This window comes from Ruegeria sp. HKCCE4148, from assembly GCF_017872495.1.
Lineage (GTDB): Bacteria > Pseudomonadota > Alphaproteobacteria > Rhodobacterales > Rhodobacteraceae > Ruegeria.
In genome coordinates this window covers 136951-159215 of record NZ_JAEDOS010000004.1, presented here as the reverse complement: position 1 = coordinate 159215, position 22265 = coordinate 136951, and the positions used below count along the sequence as shown (strand labels likewise).

At 58.7% G+C, this 22265-nt stretch carries 23 protein-coding genes; 2 read left to right on the top strand and 21 right to left on the bottom strand.

Annotated features, from left to right (window positions below):
• Positions 1 to 188: 188 nt before the first annotated feature.
• From I9187_RS14160 to ftsW, 11 genes are all read right to left on the bottom strand, one after another.
• A complete protein-coding gene (locus I9187_RS14160; RefSeq protein WP_171175298.1) occupies positions 189 to 608 on the bottom strand; it encodes a hypothetical protein in 420 nt (139 codons plus the stop codon).
• On the bottom strand, positions 595 to 1929 hold the full coding sequence (ftsA, locus tag I9187_RS14155; protein WP_171176226.1) for a cell division protein FtsA: 1335 nt from the start codon (positions 1927 to 1929) through the stop codon (positions 595 to 597). The genes I9187_RS14160 and ftsA overlap by 14 nt, the downstream gene beginning before the upstream one ends.
• 8 nt (positions 1930 to 1937) lie before the next feature.
• The gene (locus tag I9187_RS14150; RefSeq protein ID WP_171175299.1) at positions 1938 to 2945 is read right to left on the bottom strand and encodes a cell division protein FtsQ/DivIB; all 1008 of its coding nucleotides are present in this window, start codon (positions 2943 to 2945) and stop codon (positions 1938 to 1940) included.
• The gene (locus tag I9187_RS14145; RefSeq protein ID WP_209940223.1) at positions 2933 to 3850 is read right to left on the bottom strand and encodes a D-alanine--D-alanine ligase; all 918 of its coding nucleotides are present in this window, start codon (positions 3848 to 3850) and stop codon (positions 2933 to 2935) included. The genes I9187_RS14150 and I9187_RS14145 overlap by 13 nt, the downstream gene beginning before the upstream one ends.
• Positions 3851 to 3959: 109 nt before the next feature.
• The gene (murB, locus tag I9187_RS14140) at positions 3960 to 4886 is read right to left on the bottom strand and encodes a UDP-N-acetylmuramate dehydrogenase (RefSeq protein WP_171175303.1); all 927 of its coding nucleotides are present in this window, start codon (positions 4884 to 4886) and stop codon (positions 3960 to 3962) included.
• Positions 4883 to 5176, bottom strand: a complete 294-nt coding sequence (locus I9187_RS14135; RefSeq protein WP_209509439.1) for a hypothetical protein — start codon at positions 5174 to 5176, stop codon at positions 4883 to 4885. Before I9187_RS14135 ends, murB begins: the two co-directional genes overlap by 4 nt.
• 21 nt (positions 5177 to 5197) lie before the next feature.
• Entirely contained in the window at positions 5198 to 5464 is a 267-nt protein-coding gene (locus I9187_RS14130; RefSeq protein ID WP_171175312.1) for a DUF2484 family protein, read from the bottom strand.
• Complete coding sequence (locus I9187_RS14125; protein ID WP_171175314.1) at positions 5461 to 5709, bottom strand: DUF2484 family protein; 249 nt, start codon at positions 5707 to 5709, stop codon at positions 5461 to 5463. The genes I9187_RS14130 and I9187_RS14125 overlap by 4 nt, the downstream gene beginning before the upstream one ends.
• Positions 5710 to 5784: 75 nt before the next feature.
• The gene (gene murC / locus I9187_RS14120) at positions 5785 to 7194 is read right to left on the bottom strand and encodes a UDP-N-acetylmuramate--L-alanine ligase (protein ID WP_209509440.1); all 1410 of its coding nucleotides are present in this window, start codon (positions 7192 to 7194) and stop codon (positions 5785 to 5787) included.
• Positions 7191 to 8288, bottom strand: a complete 1098-nt coding sequence (locus I9187_RS14115) for a UDP-N-acetylglucosamine--N-acetylmuramyl-(pentapeptide) pyrophosphoryl-undecaprenol N-acetylglucosamine transferase (protein WP_171175318.1) — start codon at positions 8286 to 8288, stop codon at positions 7191 to 7193. The genes murC and I9187_RS14115 overlap by 4 nt, the downstream gene beginning before the upstream one ends.
• On the bottom strand, positions 8288 to 9451 hold the full coding sequence (gene ftsW / locus I9187_RS14110) for a putative lipid II flippase FtsW (RefSeq protein ID WP_171175320.1): 1164 nt from the start codon (positions 9449 to 9451) through the stop codon (positions 8288 to 8290). Before ftsW ends, I9187_RS14115 begins: the two co-directional genes overlap by 1 nt.
• A gap of 300 nt (positions 9452 to 9751) precedes the next feature.
• Here ftsW and I9187_RS14105 point away from each other — a divergent pair, with 300 nt between their 5' ends.
• Positions 9752 to 10933, top strand: a complete 1182-nt coding sequence (locus I9187_RS14105) for an NAD(P)/FAD-dependent oxidoreductase (RefSeq protein WP_171175322.1) — start codon at positions 9752 to 9754, stop codon at positions 10931 to 10933.
• On the opposite strand, the gene I9187_RS14100 is transcribed toward I9187_RS14105, so the two are convergent.
• The 10 genes from I9187_RS14100 to mraZ form a co-directional block, all read right to left on the bottom strand.
• Positions 10930 to 11304 carry a glycine zipper family protein gene (locus tag I9187_RS14100; RefSeq protein WP_171092324.1) on the bottom strand — a complete coding sequence of 125 codons (375 nt, stop codon included), beginning with the start codon at positions 11302 to 11304 and terminating at the stop codon, positions 10930 to 10932. The genes I9187_RS14105 and I9187_RS14100 overlap by 4 nt on opposite strands.
• 99 nt (positions 11305 to 11403) lie before the next feature.
• On the bottom strand, positions 11404 to 12801 hold the full coding sequence (gene murD, locus I9187_RS14095) for a UDP-N-acetylmuramoyl-L-alanine--D-glutamate ligase (protein WP_171175324.1): 1398 nt from the start codon (positions 12799 to 12801) through the stop codon (positions 11404 to 11406).
• Positions 12798 to 13343: an AAA family ATPase gene (locus tag I9187_RS14090; protein WP_171175326.1), complete on the bottom strand. Its 546-nt coding sequence runs from the start codon at positions 13341 to 13343 to the stop codon at positions 12798 to 12800. The genes murD and I9187_RS14090 overlap by 4 nt, the downstream gene beginning before the upstream one ends.
• Entirely contained in the window at positions 13340 to 14422 is a 1083-nt protein-coding gene (gene mraY / locus I9187_RS14085) for a phospho-N-acetylmuramoyl-pentapeptide-transferase (protein ID WP_171175328.1), read from the bottom strand. The genes I9187_RS14090 and mraY overlap by 4 nt, the downstream gene beginning before the upstream one ends.
• A gap of 36 nt (positions 14423 to 14458) precedes the next feature.
• Positions 14459 to 15853, bottom strand: coding sequence for a UDP-N-acetylmuramoyl-tripeptide--D-alanyl-D-alanine ligase (murF, locus tag I9187_RS14080; protein ID WP_171175330.1), 1395 nt, complete (start codon positions 15851 to 15853; stop codon positions 14459 to 14461).
• Positions 15850 to 17349, bottom strand: coding sequence for a UDP-N-acetylmuramoyl-L-alanyl-D-glutamate--2,6-diaminopimelate ligase (locus I9187_RS14075; protein ID WP_171620615.1), 1500 nt, complete (start codon positions 17347 to 17349; stop codon positions 15850 to 15852). The genes murF and I9187_RS14075 overlap by 4 nt, the downstream gene beginning before the upstream one ends.
• A 22-nt stretch (positions 17350 to 17371) precedes the next feature.
• Positions 17372 to 19159 (bottom strand): penicillin-binding protein 2, encoded by a 1788-nt coding sequence (locus tag I9187_RS14070; protein ID WP_171175334.1) that lies wholly within the window; start codon positions 19157 to 19159, stop codon positions 17372 to 17374.
• Positions 19156 to 19524 (bottom strand): cell division protein FtsL, encoded by a 369-nt coding sequence (locus I9187_RS14065; RefSeq protein ID WP_171175337.1) that lies wholly within the window; start codon positions 19522 to 19524, stop codon positions 19156 to 19158. Before I9187_RS14065 ends, I9187_RS14070 begins: the two co-directional genes overlap by 4 nt.
• Positions 19521 to 20513 carry a 16S rRNA (cytosine(1402)-N(4))-methyltransferase RsmH gene (gene rsmH, locus I9187_RS14060; protein ID WP_171176228.1) on the bottom strand — a complete coding sequence of 331 codons (993 nt, stop codon included), beginning with the start codon at positions 20511 to 20513 and terminating at the stop codon, positions 19521 to 19523. Before rsmH ends, I9187_RS14065 begins: the two co-directional genes overlap by 4 nt.
• A gap of 4 nt (positions 20514 to 20517) precedes the next feature.
• Positions 20518 to 21021: a division/cell wall cluster transcriptional repressor MraZ gene (gene mraZ, locus I9187_RS14055; protein WP_171175340.1), complete on the bottom strand. Its 504-nt coding sequence runs from the start codon at positions 21019 to 21021 to the stop codon at positions 20518 to 20520.
• A 992-nt stretch (positions 21022 to 22013) separates the two neighbouring features.
• On the opposite strand from mraZ, the gene I9187_RS14050 reads away from it, so the two are divergent.
• On the top strand, positions 22014 to 22238 hold the full coding sequence (locus I9187_RS14050; RefSeq protein WP_171175342.1) for a DUF1127 domain-containing protein: 225 nt from the start codon (positions 22014 to 22016) through the stop codon (positions 22236 to 22238).
• Positions 22239 to 22265: the final 27 nt, after the last annotated feature.

The window sequence follows — 22265 nt, the reverse complement described above, 5'->3', positions numbered from 1 at the left end:
TGCCAGATATAGCGAAAACGTTGGCGACCATCACAAGACACCCAGCAGGCCGCGAAGGTTTATTCCCCCTTCACGCTCTGACTAGCCGTCAATTACACTGCGGAAAACTGCTCAGGTCCTGCCGCGAGACCTCTGACGGGCCCTGTGGATATCTTGAGGGATAAATCAGCGCACCGCAACCGGATTTTTCAACTGGTCGGGGCATTTGGACAGTTCAGGCTGCTTTCCGTGATGCTGCCCACCTCTTGGATTTCTCCGTCAGCGAACGAGGCGAGCCTGACCATCAGGCGACCTTCGTGCAAAAAGGGCCACCAACACACAGGAATCCCATCCGGGTCGTTGTCATAGAGAAAACAGATTTGACCGTGTGGCGTGGTAATCTGTCCATAGACACAGCCCTGCCCTTCTTCACGCCAGACCGAGACGCGGCGGTTCAGAAATTGCTCGGTCCCGACAAGATCACCGCTGCGAATCTCGTAGAATGTAAGCGTTTTGCCGACTGCAGCGTCCAGAAACGCGTCCGGTGTGATGATGTTTTGGGCCATGACCCCACCGGGCAGCAGGGCAGCGCACAGCGCGGCCCTTCGCAAGTGCTTACCAGTTGTCACGGAACCACCGCACTGCGCGTTTGAACGGGCGCGCGGCATAGGTGTCGACAGGGATCTCGAAATCCCACCACTCATCCTGAGGATGGGCCGCAAACAGGCTGAGACCCACAGCAGAAGAGAAAGCAGGGCCTGTCGCTGATTGCGGCAAGCCATGCACACGCAAAGGCCGTCCCAGGCGCACGCGCTGCCCAAGAATGCGGGTGGCAAGCCCGTCCAGCCCCATGATCTGGCTACCGCCCCCGGTCAGAACAATCTGTTGGCTTGGCATATGATCGAACCCGGCGGCGTCTAGACGAACGCGGACCTCTTCCAGAATCTCTTCGACGCGCGGGCGCATGATACCGATCAGTTCGGCCCGGCTGACAGTGCGACGGTCATGTTCCCAGTCGCCCGTATCGCCACCGATATCAATCATATCACGGTCATCGGCCCCGGTTGCATGCACGCCCCCATTAAAGGTCTTGATCCGTTCAGCCACGGCTGCTGGAACGCCCAGACCCATCGAGATATCGCTGGTTACATGATCTCCACCCATACGGACGCAATCCGCGTAGATCATGTGCTTCTTCATGAAGATCGACACGCTGGTTGTACCACCGCCCATGTCGATACAAGCCGCGCCCAGTTCCTGCTCATCCTCAACCAATGCCGAGATGCCCGAGACATAGGCTGAGTTGGCAATACCCGCCAGCTCCAAATCACAGCGCTTGATACAACGCACAATGTTCTGGATCGCCATCGCGTCGACGGTCAGCATATGCATATCGACCGCAAGGCTCTGGCCCAGTTGCCCACGCGGATCAATCAGGCCCGAACGGTTGTCCAGCGCAAAGTTCACCGGTTGCGCGTGCAGCACCTCGCGCCCTTCGCCGTAATCGGGCACGTCACAGGCATTCAAAACGCGGCCGACCTCGGCTTCGGTCACAAGCTGACCGTCAAGGTCTACCTGCGCGTCCAACCCGTAAGACCGTGGGTTGGCCCCCGAGAAACACGCAATGACGTGATCGACACGAATATCCGCCATCTTCTGCGCTGCCTGCAGTGCGGTACGGATGGCGCGTTCAGTTTCCTGCATGGCGGTGACTTCACCGAATTGCACACCGCGAGAGCGCGTGGTCGCCGCGCCAATGACGCGGAACCCGGTTTGACCGGCCATCGAGCCGATAGTGTTGTCTTCACTCAGCCGACCCGTGCCATCAAAACGCAAAACAAGGCAAGCAATCTTGGAGCTGCCTACATCCAGAATTGCGATGACACCGCGTTGCAATGCCTGCCGCCGCATCTGACGCATGGCGCGTTGGGACTGATAAAGATCGGTCATCATGGTCGTTACTGCCCGTTACTCACGTTCACTTTTGTATTCCACCAGTCTTCACTGGCGGCTTTGCTCATTCGTATGGTCGGACGCTGGCCAAGGCGCATATCGACCACAGCCACGTCGCGCTCCAGAAGGTCCTGCACTTCGTTGACAGCCAGCACGCGTTCCAGCGCACGCACCGGCCGGTCGGTCGGCAGCATGATGCGCTGGCCGCGGTCCAGAACCAGATCCCAGCGCCGCTCGCCCACGCGCACAAGCCCGCGCACGCGATTGCCCAGACTGCGCGAGGTTTGGAAAAGCTCAAGCGCTTCCGCCACATGGACATCAGCGCCCTTGCCCGCGATCAGCGGAAGACCGATATGGTCCTTGCGCGATGGCGTTTCCTTGACATGAGCGCCGGTCTCATCAAGCAGCTCCAGCCCATCACGGGTGCGCCAAACGATCACGGGTTGTCGTTCGACCACATCCACCTGCAAAATGCCGCCCGGTCGGATACGCACGGTTGCGGATTTCACCGGGTCCAATCCGGTAATCGTGTCGCGCATGTGTTCGACATCCAGATCCCAGGAACTGATCGGGAAATCCAAAGGTGCGACCTCGCGAATATCCTCGGACAAACTGGTGCCCGCTCCATCAATGGCCATCAGGTTGACCATGAACTCGGGGCGTTCCTGAATAGAAGTTCGAATGTCAGCGACAAAGGCAGTGACAGCCTCGCGCCGATCTTCCGAGGCGAAGTAAAGCCCAACAGCTGCTGCCGCGGCGCAGATTGGCAGACCTACCTTGACGCCCATGCGAATGCCCGGCGTAAGCATCCAGCGCTGAAGTCGGTAGCTCAGGCGCGACGGTGCAGGATCGCTGCGGCGCGCGGTGCGGGAAAACACCCGCGCCCCACGCAGCCGCAAAAGCGGCTCTGCTTCATGTGTTTCGGTGTCAGCCGATGCGAAATCAGCATCAGGCCCCGCAAGGGGTTTACTGCGATGGATTTCCAGCGAACGGCTGGCGGTCAACGGTCGCATGAGGCGTCCTCCACCATCCAGGCACAAAGCTGGCCGAATGTCATGCCTAGATGGGCGGCCTGTTCGGGGGCCAGCGAGGTTGGCGTCATGCCAGGCTGGGTGTTGGTTTCCAACAGAAACAGCCCGTCCGGTCCCTTGCTATCATCCCAGCGAAAATCCGTACGGCTGACGCCCTTGCAACCCAAAACATCATGCGCGCGCAGAGCGTGATCCATGCAGCGGTCAAAGATGTCCTGCGGGATGTCAGCAGGTAGCACGTGCCACGATCCGCCCGGCTTGTACTTGGCGTCATAGTCGTACCAGCCATCGTCGGTCATGATCTCGGTCACAGTCAGGGCGCGGTCGCCCATCACCGTTACCGTCAACTCGCGCCCTGGCACATATTTCTCGATCATCACATGGTCGGGCATCGCCTCGTCCAGCTGCGGCGGACCATTTGCGTCTTCATGGACGATATAGATACCAACACTGGAGCCTTCGTTGTTGGGCTTGGCAACGTAAGGCGGCTCCATCACGTGAACCTCAATCACCTCGACCTTGGGTGCGATCACGCTGGGCACAACAGGCAGGCCTTCGGACTGGTAAATCTCTTTGCTGCGTTGTTTGTCCATCGCAAGGGCCGAGGCCAGAACGCCGGAATGCGTGTACGGAATCCGCATCCATTCCAGCAGGCCCTGCACACAGCCATCTTCACCCCAGCGGCCATGCAGGGCGTTGAAAACCACATCCGGCTTAACATCCAAAAGGCGCGCATAAAGGTCGGGACCTGCGTCCAGTTCGACCACTTCAAAGCCTTCTCCCACAAGGGCGGCTGCGCATTCGCGCCCAGAGCTGAGAGACACCTCGCGTTCCGCCGAGGGTCCACCCATCAATACCGCCACTTTGGGGTTTGTCCTGCTCGACATTCCCAACGTGCGCCTCAATGTCCCCGGACCTTATGTGGTGGTCCGTACTGCGTTTATGCCTTTGATCCGTCGCCTGAATTAGCCTGTTATTGGTCTGACGGTTGGGGCTTTATTCTTTCAGCGGATCACCGACCCGCATGATTTCCCACTCTAACGTGATGCCGCTTGTTTCGTAAACCTTTTTTCGCACCTCTTCGCCCAACCCTTCAAGGTCAGCAGCGGTGGCCGCACCGGTATTGATCAGGAAATTCGAGTGCTTGGGGCTCATCTGTGCACCCCCCAGCGTCGCGCCACGCATTCCGGCGTCATCGATCACTTTCCACGCCTTGAGGTCATGCACATCATCCGCCTGCCCTGTCGAAGAAAACCCTGCCGGGTTGCGGAAAGTCGACCCGGCGCTGCGATCTTTGGTCGGCTGAGTTTCATCGCGCTTCTTAAGCTGCGCTTCCATGCGGGCGTGAAGCTCTGCGGGGTCGCCAGAAGGCCCTTGGAACGTCGCCGAAACCAGAACTGCGCCTTCGGGCAAATCGGACTGACGATAGCGAAAGTTCAAGTCTTCGGGTGTCAGGTGCTGCACCTGGCCTTGCCGCGTGACGATTGTGGCTTTGCGCAAAACATCCGCCGTATAACTGCCATAGCACCCTGCGTTCATCCGCACAGCCCCGCCGATTGAACCAGGAATGGTTCGCAAAAACGTCAGGTCAACCCCAGCATCCGCCGCCTTTCGTGCTACATGAGCATCCAGCGCTGCAGCCCCGGCGATCACAGTGGTGCCGGCGACTTCGATACCGTTGAACCCCCGCCCCAAACGGATCACCACCGCGCGCAAGCCACCATCCCGCACGATCAAGTTCGAACCGACTCCCATTGGGAAGACTGGCACATCTGACGGAAGATCGCGCAAAAACGCTTGCAGGTCTTCGAGGTCGGCGGGTTGAAACAGGTGGTCCGCCGGACCGCCGACACGCAGCCAGGTCAGGTCGTTCAGCGGGCGTGCCGGGGTCAGACGGCCCCGAACTTCGGGCAGACCACTCATGCGTTCGACTTTGCCGCCAGCCCACGCCCGCCGACACCCCCTACGATAACAGCAAAAAGGAAGGGCAGAACCGAGCCGGTCAGCCAGATGAACGGGCCGAATGCCTGTTCTTCTTCACCTGTTCCGACGCCTGCCAACATCACGATCAGGACCAACGCAACAGCTGAAGTCAGACCGATGAGCCAGAGCAACCCTTTAATCCCAATCCAGAGCCCGGCAACGAATCCGGCAACCGCGCCCAGGACCAGCGAGATAAGCGGTAAGTAGGCAAAAGTGGCGATGTCGACCATGGGGCCTCCTGAAAATGGCCGTTACTTGTTGGCCGCCTTCATGCCCTGCATTTTCGCCTTTGTCCAACGGGTGAGGTAAATCACCGGCCAGCGCAGCATCGACATGCCTGCAACAAGAACAAGCAACCCGATCCAGGGGCCGTTTTCATATGTGACAAAACCCAAAATGGGGATGCCCACTGCGATTAGATAATAGGCGCGGGTCCAATGGTTGTCCTTGCTGGGCAGCATTGCCAGAATATTGGCGGTAAGCCCCCAGAGGGCCGCGAGGGCAAGAGAAAGACTCATTCCATCACCTCACCACGCACCCATTTGCGCCAGTAATACCGGATCGGATTACGAAACATTGAAGCGAACCCACCCAACGCCAAAACCGACCAAACCCAACCATGAACATAGCCCAACCATATGATCAAACCCGGCGCACAGATCAGCAAAAGGATCCCCGGCGGAAATTGCAGGCGCATCGGCAGCATCGCCACAACGGTGGCGCAGATCACCCATAAGGCAGCCATGATCACGGAATAATCCATTTCCCCCTCCGAGGGCAGGCGATAGAAACAACTACGTCAACACACCTTATGGTTGCGCATTAACACGCTGAGATGTCAAACAGCTTGTTTCCTCTGCAACCGCTCTGGAAGCCCGTTAGCCCAGGCACTGATTGTCCCTGCCCCAAGGCAGACGACCATGTCGCCGGGGCGGGCCTGCTCGCGCACCAGACGTTCCAAATCGTTTTCGTCAAAAAGCGCGCGGGCATGGCGGTGGCCGTGGCGGATCAGCCCCTGCACCAGATCATCGCGGCTGGCCCCTTCAATCGGATCTTCACCGGCGGCAAAAACCTCGGCGATGGCCACGACATCCGCATCGTTGAAGCAGGTGCAGAAGTCGTCGAACAGGTTGGACAGACGTGAGTAGCGGTGAGGTTGGTGTACAGCGATGACGCGGCCTTCAGTCGCTTGGCGCGCAGCCTTGAGGACAGCAGCGATTTCGACCGGGTGATGGCCGTAATCGTCGATTATGGTGACACCGTCGACTTCTCCGACCTTGGTGAAGCGGCGGTTGACGCCGCCAAAATTGGCAAGCGCGTCGCGAATCTCAGTCGCTTTCATACCCAGATGGCGGGCAACAGCCACAGCGGACAATGCGTTCGAGACGTTATGGTCGCCAGGCATCGGCAGGGTGCAACCTTCGATCACTTTGTCTTCGTATTGCAGGTGAATGTCGAAATGCGCAACGCCGCTTTTGTAGGTCAGATTCTCGGCCCGCACGTCTGCCTGAGCATTGAAGCCATAGGTGCGCACACGGCGATCCGTGATGCGCCCGACCAAAGCCTGCACCTCGGCATGATCCGTGCAGCAAACGGCCAGACCATAGAAAGGCAGGTTCGAGACGAATTCGTGAAAGCCATCACGCAATTTGTCGAAATCCCCCCAATGCTCCATATGCTCGGGGTCGATATTGGTAACGATGGCGATGGTCGCGGGCAGACGATTGAACGAGCCATCGGATTCATCCGCCTCAACCACCATCCATTCGCCCTGCCCCATGCGCGCATTCGAACCATAGGCGTGGATGATGCCGCCATTGATCACGGTCGGGTCGAAATCACCCGCCACCATTAGCTCAGCCATCATCGTGGTCGTGGTGGTCTTGCCATGTGTGCCCGCAATCGCGATGTTCGAGCGCAGGCGCATCAACTCGGCCAGCATGTCAGCACGTCGGACAACGGGCAGCCCTTTTGCGCGTGCCTCATCCAATTCCGGATTGCCGGGTTTAATTGCAGTCGAAACAACCACAACCGCAGCGTTTTCAAGGTTTTCAGCCCGCTGCTCGACGAAGATTTCAGCCCCCAAACCCGCCAGCCGATCAGTGATCTTCGATGCCTTCAGGTCCGAGCCCTGCACCCGATACCCGAGATTTAAAAGCACCTCGGCGATCCCGGACATCCCGATCCCTCCGATCCCTACAAAGTGGATCGGTCCTACGTCTTGCGGCAGTTTGGTTGCAGGATTCATGCGGTCTCCTTCTGCGCCAGTTGTTCGACAAGGTGCACCAGACGCTCGGTCGCGTCGGGGGCACCGGTCGAAAGGGCGGCATGGGCCATTTTCTGTGCGGCTTCGGGGTTGGTCAGAACCGTGGTGATTTGCTGCGTCAAGGCGCGAACGTCAAGCGCATTTTCGGGGATCATGATCGCACCGCCCGCCTGCACCAATCCACGCGCATTGGCGGTTTGGTGGTCTCCGGCAGCGGCGGCAAACGGGACCAGGATCGAGGGTCGCCCAATAACCGAGATATCGGCCACGCTGGATGCACCCGAACGCGAAATGACCAATTGGGCGTCCGACATGCGACGGGGCACGTCTGCAAAAAAGGTCTGAACTTCGGCGCGGATGCCATAATCATTGTAGAACGCTGTCACACGCGCGCTGTCCTCATCCCGGGCCTGATGTGAAACGCGGATGTGGTTACGGATGTTTTCAGGCAAGGCGGCAAGGGCCTCGGGCACCACATCGCTCAGGATACGCGCGCCTTGTGAGCCGCCCATGACCAAAATCGACATAGGATAATCGCCGGGTGGAATGTATCCCGCGGCGGCGCGGTCCAGAACGGCGGCGCGTACCGGATTGCCGGTGTGGACGCCCTGTGCGCCCTGGGGAAGATCGGTTGGCCAGACACCGCATGCAACCTGTGCAACGCGAGTGGCGAACAGCTTGTTCACACGGCCCAACACACCGTTCTGTTCATGGATCATGCGCGGGATTTTCAGCAGCGTTGCCGCGCCCAGCGCCGGGATCGACGGATAGCCACCAAACCCGACAACCACGTCGGGCTTATCACGCATCATCTGGAACGCCATGCTGGTCACGCCGCCCACGATCTTGGGGCCGACCAGCGCCTTGGCTGCTAAACCGCCGCGCGCAAAGGTGGCCGAGGACACCTCGGTAATCTCGGTCGCATCCGGGAAGGCGCCGGTATAGCGCGCACCGCGTGCATCGGTGGACAGGCGCACGCGCCAGCCCTTGTGCAGCAATGCCTCGGCCAGGGCCTGAGCGGGGAACATGTGGCCCCCGGTTCCGCCAGCCGCAATCAACAGGTAAGGGTTCCCCATTATCCTCTTCCGCGCAGAATATCGCCAAGCTCGCCCTGTGGACGGGTTCGGGTAAAGGCCAGCAACATGCCGATGGCAATACCGCCCGCGATAAGGGACGACCCGCCATAGCTGACGAAAGGCAACGTCATGCCCTTGGCGGGCAACAGGCGCACGGCGACGCCCATGTTGATCATCGCCTGAACGCCAAACATGCAGGCCAATCCGGTTCCTGCCAGACGTATGAACATGTCCCGCTCGCGCATCAGCCGCAGCAACGAGCGCACGACAATCAACGCATAGAGCGCGATGATGATCAGCACCAGGATCAGGCCGTATTCCTCAGCCGCGACAGCAATGATGAAATCGGTATGGGCATCGGGAAGCGACCATTTCACCTGCCCTTCCCCGACACCAACGCCGAACAACCCGCCTTCGCGAATGGCGTTGGTGGCATAGCCCAGCTGGGTGGTCGGATCGACCTCTTGGTTCAGAAAGCCATCGATGCGGCGGGCAAAGTGTTCGGAATTTGAATAGGCAAACATACCTGCCAACACCACCGCGCCAGCCATTCCGACCAGTAAAAGCATCGGGGCACCGGCCACGAAATACATCACGCCCCAGCCGAACAGGATCAGGCAGGCCTGACCGAAATCGGGCTGCATCACCAACATCCCTACGATCGACATGCACAGCGCAAAGGACCAGATACGCCCCGGAGGGCCATTGATCTCTTGCGAGGCCGCCAGCAACCATGCGGCCACGACAATGAAACCGGGCTTCAAGAATTCGGACGGTTGCAGAGAGGCAAAGCCCAACGAATACCAGCGGACAGCACCTTTGCCAAAATCGGTTCCGAAGACCGGCAGAAAAACCAGCGCCACAAATGACACCAAAAACCCAAGAACGGCCAGACGCCGCACCAAGGTCGGTGACATCATCGATGTCAGCAGCATCGCAATCAGCGCCAATCCGCCGAAGATGGCCTGACGTTCGACATAATGGAAAGGATCGAACCCGTTGCGTCCGGCCAGCGGCGGCGATGAGGCCAAGCCCAGCAGCAACCCAATGGTAAAAAGGATCAGAACGCAGGACATCGTCCAGCGATCAATTGTACGCCACCACTTCGGTAGAATCGGTTCTCCGCGCTGGTCCTGGACCGCGCCATACACCATCTCAGTCATGAGATACCGCCACTCTCTGCCTCGTTCACGTCCCGTTTTCGGGATCTGTTTGAGAGTCTACAGGGATTTTGGCGTTTGGGCTAGTAGGATGAAGAGCAGCTTTGAAAATCTGTGCAGCAAATAATGGTTCCGTGGTCCTGGGCTGCGCCCAATCGTGAAATAGAGAACCAGAAGGAACACGATTTGATGAGCTGTTGGCACGCACAGGCAAGAGTGGAAAGACGATGGAGCTTAAGAATAATTTAGCGATTGATTGTTCCGCCACTTGCTATCCTATCCAAACAACGCCATCCCCCGCCCATGACCTTCGATACGATCATCCTTGGGGCCGGTGCGGCCGGTATGATGTGCGCAGCCCATTGCGGCGGGCGCGTATTGGTGATCGATCACGCCAAGGCAGCGGGCGAAAAGATCCGCATTTCGGGCGGCGGGCGCTGCAACTTCACCAACATGTATGCAGGACCGGGTAACTTTCTGTCGCAGAACCCGCATTTCTGCAAATCCGCACTGGCGCGCTATACCCAGTGGGATTTCATCGATTTGGTCGGTCGGCACGGCATCGCGTGGCACGAGAAAACACTGGGGCAGCTGTTTTGTGATGGGTCATCGAAACAGATCATACAGATGCTGCTGGACGAGATGCGCGATGCAGGAGCAGAGCTGTGGGTGCAAACGTCTCTGCGCGATCTGCGCAAGACCGAAAGCGGGTTTGCACTGGAGGTCGAACACGACGGGCAGCGTCAGCACCTGACCTGCGCCAAACTGGTGCTGGCCACCGGCGGCAAGTCGATCCCGAAAATGGGTGCGACCGGATTGGCCTATGACATCGCCGGGCAATTCGGCTTGCGCGTGACCGACACGCGCGCCGCGCTGGTACCGTTCACCTTCTCGGATGGTCGATTCAAGGACTTGTCCGGTGTTTCCCTGCCCGCTCGGCTGTCGAACGACCGCACCAGCTTTGACGAGGCGCTGCTGTTCACGCATCGCGGGATTAGCGGGCCGTCGGTGTTGCAGTTATCATCCTACTGGTCCGAGGGAGAGGCGATCCGGGTAAACCTTATCCCCGATTTGCCGCTGTTCGATCTGTTGCGGACACAGCGTCAGAGCGGTGGGCGAAAGGCTTTAACAACCGAACTGGCGCGCCATCTGCCGGCCCGGTTGGTAGACTATCTGAGCAAGGTCATTCCGATGTCCGGGAACCTTGCGGATCAGTCAGATGCGAAACTTTCTGAGCTGACCACAGCCTTATCCGAGTGGTTGCTGGTGCCATCGGGAACCGAAGGGTATCGCACAGCCGAAGTCACGCTGGGCGGGATCGACACCGACGATTTGTCTTCTAAAACCATGGAGGCCAAGGATGTCCCTGGCCTCTACGCGATTGGCGAAGCGGTGGATGTCACCGGCTGGTTGGGTGGCTACAATTTCCAGTGGGCATGGTCGTCAGGCCATGCCGCTGGTGTTGCCATTGCCGCCAAGGATTAACCGACGACGTTATACCCGCGCCCGCGCATACAGTTTCGCACGATCACTTCCTGATTCTGAGTGTTGTTGATCGCGCTTGCACCAGCACCGATCAGCGCACCGGCTGCTGCTGCCCGACCCAGATCACTGGCGCTGTTGTCAATGATTGCAGTGGTTGCCGCAGCACCGGCCGCGCCGATGGCAGCGGCGCCTGCAGTGTTGCTGTCGAGCGTCGGCTGAGATCGCGCCAGCGCCTGACAATTGGCCAGATCGGACTGATAATTAGGCCCTACCGCCCCGTCGATGATCGGGACATAGTTCGCCCCGCTATTGGCGCAGGCTCCGGCCAGCGCAACGACAGGAAGGGCGAAGAAAATTTTGCGTGCAGACATATCCTCTACCTCTTTGTGAACTGAAGGTGACGCAACCTTACTTCCCACAAAGTGTCAATCTGATTGGGAAAAGTCCAGATCAACCGGCAGAGCGTCGCCTTACGTCAGCCGCTTACGCACTTGTTCGGTAAAGTCATCGCCGCGTCGCTCGAAATTGTCATATTGATCGAAACTGGCAGCCGCCGGTGCCAACAACACCGTGTCACCCTCTTCCGCGTCTTCGATAGCTTGCGCTACGGCGGCCTCCATCGTGGTACAAACCAGGGCGTCCGCTTCCAGTTGCATCGCAAAACCAGCCGCTTCGCGACCGATCACGTAAGCTTTGCGCACCTGATCCGCTGCCGTGTTCAGAGCTGCGATACCGCCCTCTTTCTCAAGTCCACCGCAAATCCAGCGGATATTCTTGAACGCGCTCAACGCCTTCAAGGCACTGTCGATATTGGTCGCCTTCGAATCGTTGACGTAAGTAACCCCACCCGCTTCGGCAATGATCTGGCTGCGGTGCGGCAGGCCCGGATAGGACTGCAGCGCATCCTCGATCACGCGCGGGGCAAGTCCCAGCGACCGGCAGGCGGCGTAGGCCGCGCAGGCGTTTTGATGGTTATGCGCACCGGGCAGACCTTTGATCGCGCGCAGGTCGATGGAACCTGCCTGACGCCCCTTGCGGTATTCCGACAAGAAACCTTTGCGAGCAAACACCTGCCACCCCGGACCTGTCAGTTTGCGCGCAACCGAGATACGGATCACCCGGTCATCCGTTGGCCCTTCGGCCAGTTGCCCGGCCAGAAACGCACCTTCGATCTCATCAATGCCAATGATTGCGCGGTCTGGCCCGCCTTCGGCAAACAGGCGTCGTTTGGCCGCGAAATAGCCGCCCATGCCGCCGTGGCGGTCCAGATGATCGGGCGAAAGGTTGGTGAACACAGCAACGTCGGGAGTCAACGCACGGGCCAACTCGGTCTGATAGCTGCTGAGTTCCAGCACCACGACCGAACCGTCACCACCCGGATCGATATCCAGAACCCCGCGCCCGATATTGCCTGCCAATTGCGCCTCGCGCCCGGCTTCGGTCAGAATGTGGTGGATCAACGCCGCTGTGGTGGATTTCCCGTTCGATCCCGTCACCGCAATCACGCGCGGCGGCGTGTCGTAGTTGTTCCATTCCGACCCCGCGAAGGAACGGAAGAACAGGCCGATATCGTTGTCCACCGGCACACCAGCGTCCAGAGCTGCGGCCACCACAGGGTTCGGTTCAGGATAAAGATGCGGAATCCCCGGTGAGACGATCAGCGACGCAATGCCGTCAAACGCGCCGTGTTTATGCAGATCGGCGCAAGTGAACCCTTCGCCTTCGGCAGTTTCACGAGCTGCCGGGTTGTCGTCCCAGCACACAGGCTCAGCCTTGCCAGCACGCAAGGCGCGTGCTGTCGCCAAGCCCGACCGGCCCAGCCCCAGAACTGCAACTTTCTGCCCTGAAAAGCCTTTGACCGGGATCATGTCTTATTTCCTTCGTCTAGCTGTGCCTCAAGCCAATCCGCCCGTTCTTCGACAGGCCGCTTTGGAACAAGGGTGGTCTTGAAACCAAGTTTGGGCAAGCGGTCGCACAAACCCTCATATTCCGCAAGAGCGTCAAACAGATCGTGCTTACGCTGACTGTCTTTCACATAGATTTCAGGCCATGGCGGGAACAGAAAAATCTGACGGTCATAGTCAAGCCGGACAATCCGATCTTTCAAGGCTTTGTCCAGATCAGTGTCAGTACGCTCAAACCAGATCAAGGCGTCCAGTGCCGATCGGTCGAATAGAACCAAACCGTCCGGGGCTTGGGTCATGTCGTTGAAAGCCGTCTCGATGACTTTCCGGCAAAACGCTTCGGTATTTGACCAGGGCAAGGCGGTTCCACCGACCTGCTGTTCCGCGATTACGACTCGGCGGCCGGATTCTATGACAGTCGCATAGCCGCGCCGCGCCATCTCTTGCAGGAGGGTGGATTTACCGCCTCCTGAACAGCCTGACAGCACAATGCGACGTTTGCTCACCGTACCTTCAGCGTTGCCAGTCCGATCATCGCCAGGATCAGCGAGATGATCCAGAAACGGATGACGATGGTCGGTTCAGCCCAGCCTTTTTTCTCATAGTGGTGATGGATTGGGGCCATGAGGAAAACCCGCTTGCCGGTGCGTTTGAAGTAGAGGACCTGAATGATGACGCTCAACGCCTCGACCACGAACAGACCGCCAACCACGGCCAGAACAAGCTCGTGCTTGGTGGCGACGGCAATCGCACCCAGTGCACCACCTAGAGCCAATGAACCGGTGTCACCCATGAAGACCGCCGCGGGTGGTGCGTTGTACCACAAAAAGCCCAAACCGCCGCCGAACAAAGCAGCCGTAAAGATCAATATCTCACCGGTTCCGGGCACGTAGTGCACGTCCAGATACTCGGTAAAGTCCACACGTCCGACCGCATAGGCAATGATTCCAAGGGTCGTGGCGGCAATCATTGCGGGCATGATGGCCAGCCCATCCAGGCCGTCTGTCAGGTTTACTGCATTGGCAGCACCAACGATCACAACGACCGCGAACGGAATATAGAACAGGCCAAGATTGACCAGAGTGTCCTTGAAAACTGGCACCGCCAGTTGGTTCTGCAACGCCTCGGGATGGTGCAAAGATGCCCAGAGCGAGGCCAGAACCGCAATGATAATGCCCAGCGCCAGACGCATCTTGCCCGAAACACCCTTGGTGTTCTGCTTCGACACCTTGGCGTAGTCATCCGCGAACCCGATGGCCGCATAGGCCAAAGTCACAAACAACACCATCCAGACATAGGGATTGTCCCACCGTGCCCAGATCAGGGTCGACGTCACAAGGGCACCTACAATCAGCAACCCACCCATGGTGGGCGTGCCTGCCTTGGAAAAATGTCCCTCGGGGCCGTCATCGCGGATCGGTTGACCTTTGCCCTGTCGCTTGCGCAGAACATTGATCAGGGGTTTTCCGAACAGAAACCCAAAGATCAGCGCCGTCATAAAGGCACCGCCCGCGCGGAAGGTGATATAGCGGAAGAGGTTCCAGAAATCCCCTCCGTCCGACAGGGCGGTCAACCAATACAGCATGACAATACCTTTCTCACACGCGACGTCTGGGCGCGATCACCCATCAAGCGCGCTCCCTTGCCCCATTTTGCGCAGACCGTCAACAATCGTAGCCAGCGCCATGCTGAGAGAGCCCTTTGCCAACACCGTGTCGCCATCGCAGATCAATGAGGGCAAGTGTTCGGCCATCTCAGCACTGGTTTCGAACCAGAGCCCGCGCTTGTCATCGGGTAGCGCCTTGTGCAGGGCTTGCATCAAGGGGCCGATGCAATGCACCTGATTTATTTTCTCCATGGCTGCAACATTCGCCATTTCGGCGTGCATCGCCACTTCCTGCGAGCCCAGTTCCTTCATGTCGCCCAAAAACGCGATGCGGCGGGTACCTTGCGAGGCGGCCAACACGTCCAGCGCGGCCTCCATCGAGGTCGGATTGGCGTTGTAGCTGTCGTCCAATAGTTCGATTTGGCCACCACCAGACAACGGCAAGTTTTCGCGTACGCCGCGCCCCTTGACCGGCGACCACGCTCGCAGTCCCGCGACCGCCTGATCCAGATCGACACCCAGCTCCACGCAGGCCGCCAGAGCCCCAAGCGCGTTCATGGCAAAATGGGTGCCGGCAGAGTTGATCTCAAAGCGGATGAGTTGATCACCAACAGTGGCCTGAGCGTTCACGGCGTTGGACGCTTGCTGCACATCGGTCAAACGATAATCCGAAGCCTTGCGGCCAAAATCGACGATCCCCGCCCCGCAGTCCCGTGCACTTTGACGCAGAATTTCAGCGTGCTCGATGTCTGCATTGACAATCGCGGCCCCGCCGGGCTCCAACCCTTCGAAGATCGCCGCTTTTTCATGGGCGATGCCTGCGACCGAAGCAAAAGCTTCCAGATGCACCGCCGCGACAGTCGTGACCAACGCCACGTGCGGACGGGCCTGTTTGGCCAGAGGGGCAATCTCGCCCGGGTGGTTCATGCCGATCTCAATCACGGCATACTCAGTATCGCGCGGCATCCGCGCCAAAGTCAGCGGTACACCCCAATGGTTGTTGTAGCTGGCCACGCTGGCATGGGTCTTGCCTTGGGCTTCAAGAATTTTCGCCAGCATTTCTTTGGTCGAGGTCTTGCCGACGCTGCCCGTGACACCCACTATGCGCGCATCCGTTCGCGCACGGGCCGCCTGCCCCAAGGCTTCGAGACCTGCCTGCACGTCGTCAACGACCAGCAACGGTGCTCCTTCGGGGACACCTTCGGGAATGTGAGAAACCAGCGCAGCCCCGGCGCCTTTTTCCAACGCCTGCGCGACAAAATCATGACCGTCCCGCGCGGCTTTAAGCGCCACGAACAGATCGCCGGGCTGAAGGGTGCGAGTGTCGATCGATACACCATTTGCGATCCAGTCACGCGTGACCTGACCGCCTGTCGCTTCAACGGCCTCGGATGCTGTCCAGAGTGTCATGCAACCCTCCCGTCAAGCGCGGCCACAGAAATACTGGCCTGTTCAACGTCATCAAAAGGCAGAACCTGATCCCCGACGATCTGGCCGGTTTCGTGTCCCTTGCCAGCAATCAGCAGCGCATCGCCCGGTTGCAACGCGTCGATGCCACGCAGGATGGCTTCGGCACGGTCGCCGACTTCGGTCACACTGGCCTGACCTGCGGCCTCAAGCGCACCTGCCATGACGGCCGCACGGATAGTGGCCGGGTCTTCGCTGCGTGGGTTGTCGTCGGTGATAAACACCACATCAGCATGGTTCGCCGCCGCCTTGCCCATCAGAGGGCGTTTCGTGGCGTCGCGATCACCGCCTGCTCCAACGATGGCGATCAGACGCCCCATCACGTGCGGGCGCAGCGCTTTGAGGGCAGTAGCCACCGCATCGGGCGTATGCGCGTAGTCCACAAAAACCGTTGCGCCGTTGTCGCGTGTTGCGGCCAGTTGCATCCGTCCCCGTACCGTCGTCAGATGCGGCAGAGTTTCAAAAACCCGCTCAGGGCTGTCGCCGGCGGCGATGACCAATCCGCAGGCCAGCAAGATATTTTCAGCCTGAAACCCGCCGATCAGATTCAGACGCGTCTGGAAAGTTCGGCCTCGCCAGGAAAAGCGCAGGTCCTGTCCTGTGGCGTCAAACCGCTGATTGATTAGGCATAAATCGGCATCGCCAAGACCAACGGTCAGCACCGATTGGCCTCGCGACTTTGCGATCCGCTGGACCTGCGCGCCCTTAGGGTCACTCAGATTGATCACCGCTGTACCGTCTTGCGGCAACACGCGGTCGAACAGCCCAGCCTTGGCGGCAAAATACGCCTCGAAGGTTTCGTGATAGTCCAGATGGTCCTGAGTGAAGTTTGAAAACCCTGCGGCTGTCAGGTGCACGCCATCCAGGCGGCGTTGCTCCAGGCCGTGGGACGATGCTTCCATCGCGGCATGGGTCACACTATTTTCAGCTGCCTCTGCCAGACAGCGATGCAGGGTGATTGGTTCAGGGGTGGTGTGGGCCAGCGGTGCGGTCCATGCACCCTCGACCCCGGTCGTACCGAGGTTGACAGCGGCGTGGCCCAGCTCAGTCCAGATCTGGCGCACAAAGGTGGCAACAGATGTTTTGCCGTTGGTACCGGTGACGGCGACGATGGTCTGCGGTTGTGCTCCAAACCACAACGCGGCTGCACCGGCCAGCGCCTGACGCGGGTCTTCGACCACAATAAGTGCCGCGCCTGATTCAGAAAGCTCGGCTTCGGCGATCTGGGCCCCTTCGGCATCTGTCAGGATCGCGGATGCTCCCATTCGAAGGGCGTATTGGGTGAACTCCCCTCCATGCACCCGCGTGCCGGGAAGGGCCGCGAACAGGAAGCCGTCTTTCACTTCACGGCTGTCAACAGCCAAACCTGTGATGTCGGGGTTTGCGCCCCCGCGCGCGGTCAGGGCCAGTTGGTTGAGTTTCTTTGTCCTTGTGCCCATGACCCACCTCTTGCCGGACAGCCTAGTTTGAGGTCAGCGTTATAGCAGCGCCCGCCTCAGGCTCAAGCCGAGGACGCAGGCCCAGCAAGGGTGCGACGCGACCAATAAGTTCGGCGGCAACAGGCACGGCGGTCCAGCCCGCAGTGCGGCGCTTTTCGCCATATGCCAGGATCGAAGGTTCGTCCAATGTGACGATCAGAACGTATTTCGGATCATAGGCCGGAAAGATCGTCGCGAAGGTCGCTATGACCTTGTCATCGTAATACCCGCCACGCGGCTTTGGCTTGTCCGCTGTGCCGGTTTTGCCAGCCACGTCATAGCCTTTGACCTCAGCAAAGCTGGCGGTGCCGTCTGTCACCACTTTACGCAACATTTTCTGGGCCTGGCTTGCGGTGTTTTCCGACATGACCCGAGGGCCGTATTGCGGGCCGTTTTTCCGCAGAATGGTCGGGCTGACATAATGCCCGCCATTGGCAATGGCCGCATAACCGGCCGCCAGATGCATCGGGCTGGTCGACAGACCATGACCGTAGGAAATGGTTACAGTGCTCAGTTCACCCCATTTTTTGGGCTTGAGCGGTACGCCACCTTTGGCCTCGACAATTTCAAACGGTGTTGGATCGAACATGCCCAACGTGTTCAGGAAATCCTGCTGTCGCTGCGCACCGATCTGCAACGCCAAACGGCCCGTACCCCGGTTCGAGCTGTGTACGATCACGTCCGCAACGCTGATCTTGCCGTAATTCTTGCCGTTGAACTCTCCGATCGGAAAACGACCGATCTTCATAGGGCCCGACGTGTCGATGATGGTATTGGAATTCACAAGCCCCAGTTGCACGGCCTGCGCTGCAGTGAAAATCTTGAAGACCGAGCCCAGTTCATAGACACCTTGTACATAGCGGTTGAACAGTGGGCTGTCTGATGGATCAAACCCCGAGGTCGGCGGGCGCGGGCGGTCATTTGGATCAAACGAGGGCAGCGACGCGGCTGAGACAACCTCACCCGTGTGTGCGTTCATCAGAACGGCCGAGGCCCCCTTGGCGTTCATGATCTTCATACCGCCATAGAGCACCTGTTCCACAGCCGCCTGAATGGTCAGGTCCAGCGACAATTGCAGCGGCTTGTTGCCGTTGGCCGGGTCACGCAGATAGTCGTCGAACTGTTTCTCGACACCTGCAACACCAATTACTTCGGCGGCACTGACGCCCTCACGACCAAAGCCGGACCCGCCCAGAATATGCGCGGCAAGCTTGCCGTTGGGATAAAGGCGCATTTCGCGTGGGCCAAACAGAATGCCCGGATCGCCGATGTCGTGTACGGCTTGCTTCTGTTCGGGTGAGATGCGTTTTTTAATCCACAGAAACTTACGCTTGCCCGTGAAGTCCTTGACCAGACGCTCTTTGTCCAGATCCGGGAAGATTGCCACCAACTGATCTGCGGCGGCAATCGGGTCGATCATCAGGGGCGGCTGCGCGTATACCGAATAGGTGTCCAGATTTGTTGCCAGGATGCGCCCTTCGCGGTCAACGATATTGGCGCGCTGCATGGCAATGGTCGCACCCGGCGCACTTGCTACTGGCTCCTGCGCCTCGGACGTGGCCAGCATACCCATGCGGGCACCAACAACCGAGAAAGCGCAGAAGAAGAAGAAGCCCAGCACCAACAGGCGCCCTTCGGCGCGGGCGCGGGCGCGGTCTTTCATATCCTCGTGGCGTTTGCGGATGTTTTCCCGTTCAATCGCCTTTGGATTTTCACCTCGGGCGCGAGCATCAAGAATTCGGGCCAGGGGGCGCAGAGGCGTGCGTGTCATGGAATCTGCACCTCGCCCAACGCCTTAATGTCAGTGATGGCCTGCAACTCAATCGGATCAACGATGGGCAGATCGGGGTCTTCGGCATAGGCAATCTGATCGGCACGCCCAAACTGCTCCGCCCGCAGCGGCAACAGTCCCAGACGCTCAAAGTTCAAATCTGCCAATTCGCGCAGTCGGTCAGGACGGTTCAGATAGGCCCATTCCGCGTTCAAAACGGCCAGCCGAACCTGTGCCATGCCAATCTCGCGCTGGAGTTTCTGCGTTTCTTTAACCACCTGCTGGGTGCGGTAGTTTTCCTGATAGGCCCACAGCGCCAATCCAAAAACGGACAGAGCGGTCAACACATACAAAATACTCTTCATTTTGCCCTTCCCCCCAGTTGCGGCATCCCTATGGCGCGGGCCTCAATTTCCCCTGCCGGTGCCTCAGTTCGGATTGCCACGCGCAGTTTGGCCGAGCGCGCACGCGGGTTTTCCTGCAATTCCAGCTCATCCGGGCCTACGGCCTTACGGGTCTTCAGCGTGAATTGCGGCTGATCCTGCTCGATTTCAGGCGCGTAACGGTTCGCACGCCCTGTCTTACCCGCGCGGGATTGAAAGAACCGCTTGACCATCCGATCCTCGATGGAATGGAAGGTCACAACGGCCAGTTGCCCGCCAGGCTTTAATGCCCTTTCCGCGGCCATCAATCCCTGAAACAGCTCTTCATATTCGGCATTGACCGCGATCCGCAGCCCTTGAAAGCTGCGTGTCGCCGGGTGCGATTGCCCGGGCTTGGGGCGCGGCAGGCAGGACTCGATGATCTCGGCCAAACGCAGGGTCGTAGTGATTGGTTCTTCGCTTCGCGCCTTCACGATGGCCTTGGCGATCCGACGGCTCGCGCGTTCCTCACCGAAATGGAACAGAATATCCGCCAATTGCGCCTCGGTCGCCTCATTCACCAGATCGGCGGCGCTTTCGCCTTCCTGACTCATGCGCATGTCCAAGGGGCCGTCTTTCATGAAAGAAAACCCACGCTCGGCCTGATCCAGCTGCATCGAAGACACACCAAGATCCAGCACCACACCATCCAGATCCTGCGCGTATTCGTCCATCCGCGAGAACACACCGGGCTGCATCACCAACCGGTCGCCATACTCTCCTGCCCAATCAGCGGCCATTTCAAAGGCCAGCGGATCACGGTCGACGCCAATCACCTTGTCTGCCCCTGCATCCAGCAACCCGCGCGTATATCCGCCTGCCCCAAAGGTGCCATCCAGCCAAACACCCGATACCGGAGACACTGCGGCCAGCAGTGGGCGCAGCAGAACAGGGATATGGGGTTTATCGGAGGGAGGGACAGCGCCGGACATGCCGTCACGCGTCCCCGATGCCATCGAGGTAGACCATCGGGTCGAAATCGTCGGGCAGATCGTCCATCCACTCTTCAGCCTTGGCCAGTTCTTCAACATTGTAGGTTTCGGGCTTCCAGATCTGGAAGGTGTCACCCGCGGCGATAAAGAAGGCCTCATTCTCAAGGTCAATCTTGTTGCGCAGCTTGGCAGGCAAGACCAGACGTCCGGTTTCATCCACGTTTGTCGGGAAGGACTGACCGTGGAACATGCGTTGCAGCATCTTACGCTCCATCGACCCACGTGGCAGAGCGTCGATTTTGGCGTCAACCTCGTCAATCGCCTGCATCGTATAACATTCAAGGTATTTGCGGCGGTGGTCGCCGTAGACGATCACAAGCTCTGGATTGTCACCGGGCTGCCAGTTGGGATCGGACGCTTCAAGCACACGGCGAAACGAGGCCGGGATCGAGACCCTGCCCTTCGTATCCACCTTATGGTGGCTTTCACCTCTAAACCTGCGCGCCAAGACGACTGTCCCTTTCGCTTGCGCCCCACCTCAAAATTCACGTTCCCCCCGATGAAAAACGGCGAGTTGATCTGCTGCCACTGATCAACCCGCCGCATTGACCCGCTTTGCGGGATGTCCAGCTGCACGCGCCACCTGGGGGGATGTCTGCTCGCCCGCGCGCCGGATCTCTTGGTTGATGAAAGCGAGATGCCTGTATGAAACCTGATTAGTATTTTTGGTTCGGGGTCGTTTGGTGCCCCTGCTGCCTCGTCCTCATCGGATGTACAAGGGATGCCATGGGAATTCATGGAAATCAACAGGAATTTTTCCAACCGTGTTGCATGAAACACGGCTTCGACATGACCAAATGTGGAAGATTCGCCACCAAGGCACTACAAATAGAAAATTTTAATTTTGAACATCAATATATAGACAAATGCTCGATGGAAAAAATTTCCCACGTTTTCCCGTTTTTTCTGAAGTTTTCGCTTAGGCTGGATTTTTTGGCTCGCTGCGGACAGTCGTCACATCGAATCGTAACTCAAAAAAACTAGAGATTTAGGCCGCGATTCCCCGCTCAAACCAGAACCGCCCATAAATTCCCGTAAGCTGACCCAGCTCAAGCAAGGAAGCGGGGCTTGGGTTCCGCTCCACCCCAGAAACCCGGAATCATCAAGACGTCGCCACCTCGCTAAATGTCATTCCAGGGATCCACCGAAACGTCAGGCACTGGCTGTCCACGATATAAGTCGCACAAATTCGCGCCGAATGCGCTCAATTCAAAGGCAGGCCACAGCAGCGCCTTTTTCAGGCCTTCAAAGGCACCCCATGGTAAAACCTATATTTTAAAGGTGTATATCTCTGTGTCGGGAAAAACCAAACCAATCTATGCATTTGCTGCATAGCAGCATTGATGAAGTGACCCATTGTGCAATTGCAGCATTTGCCTATCTTCAGGCTCAAGCAAACGCCGAATGACATCGGTAACGCAAGACAGACGGATGATGAAAATGGCAATCGCAAGCACACATACAGCCCCCAAGAGCGCACCGGCGTTCGGATTGAGCACACTGGTCGAAACCGCCAAGACCCGCTTTGCACGCTATCGCATGTACCGTCAGACTGTGAATGAACTGTCCAGCCTGTCGAACCGCGAACTGGCCGACCTGGGCCTGCACCGTTCGATTATCCGCCGGGTCGCAATGCAGGCGGCAGAAGACAACACCGCGCGTTAAGCGCACCAGAGATACCGAGATCAGGCC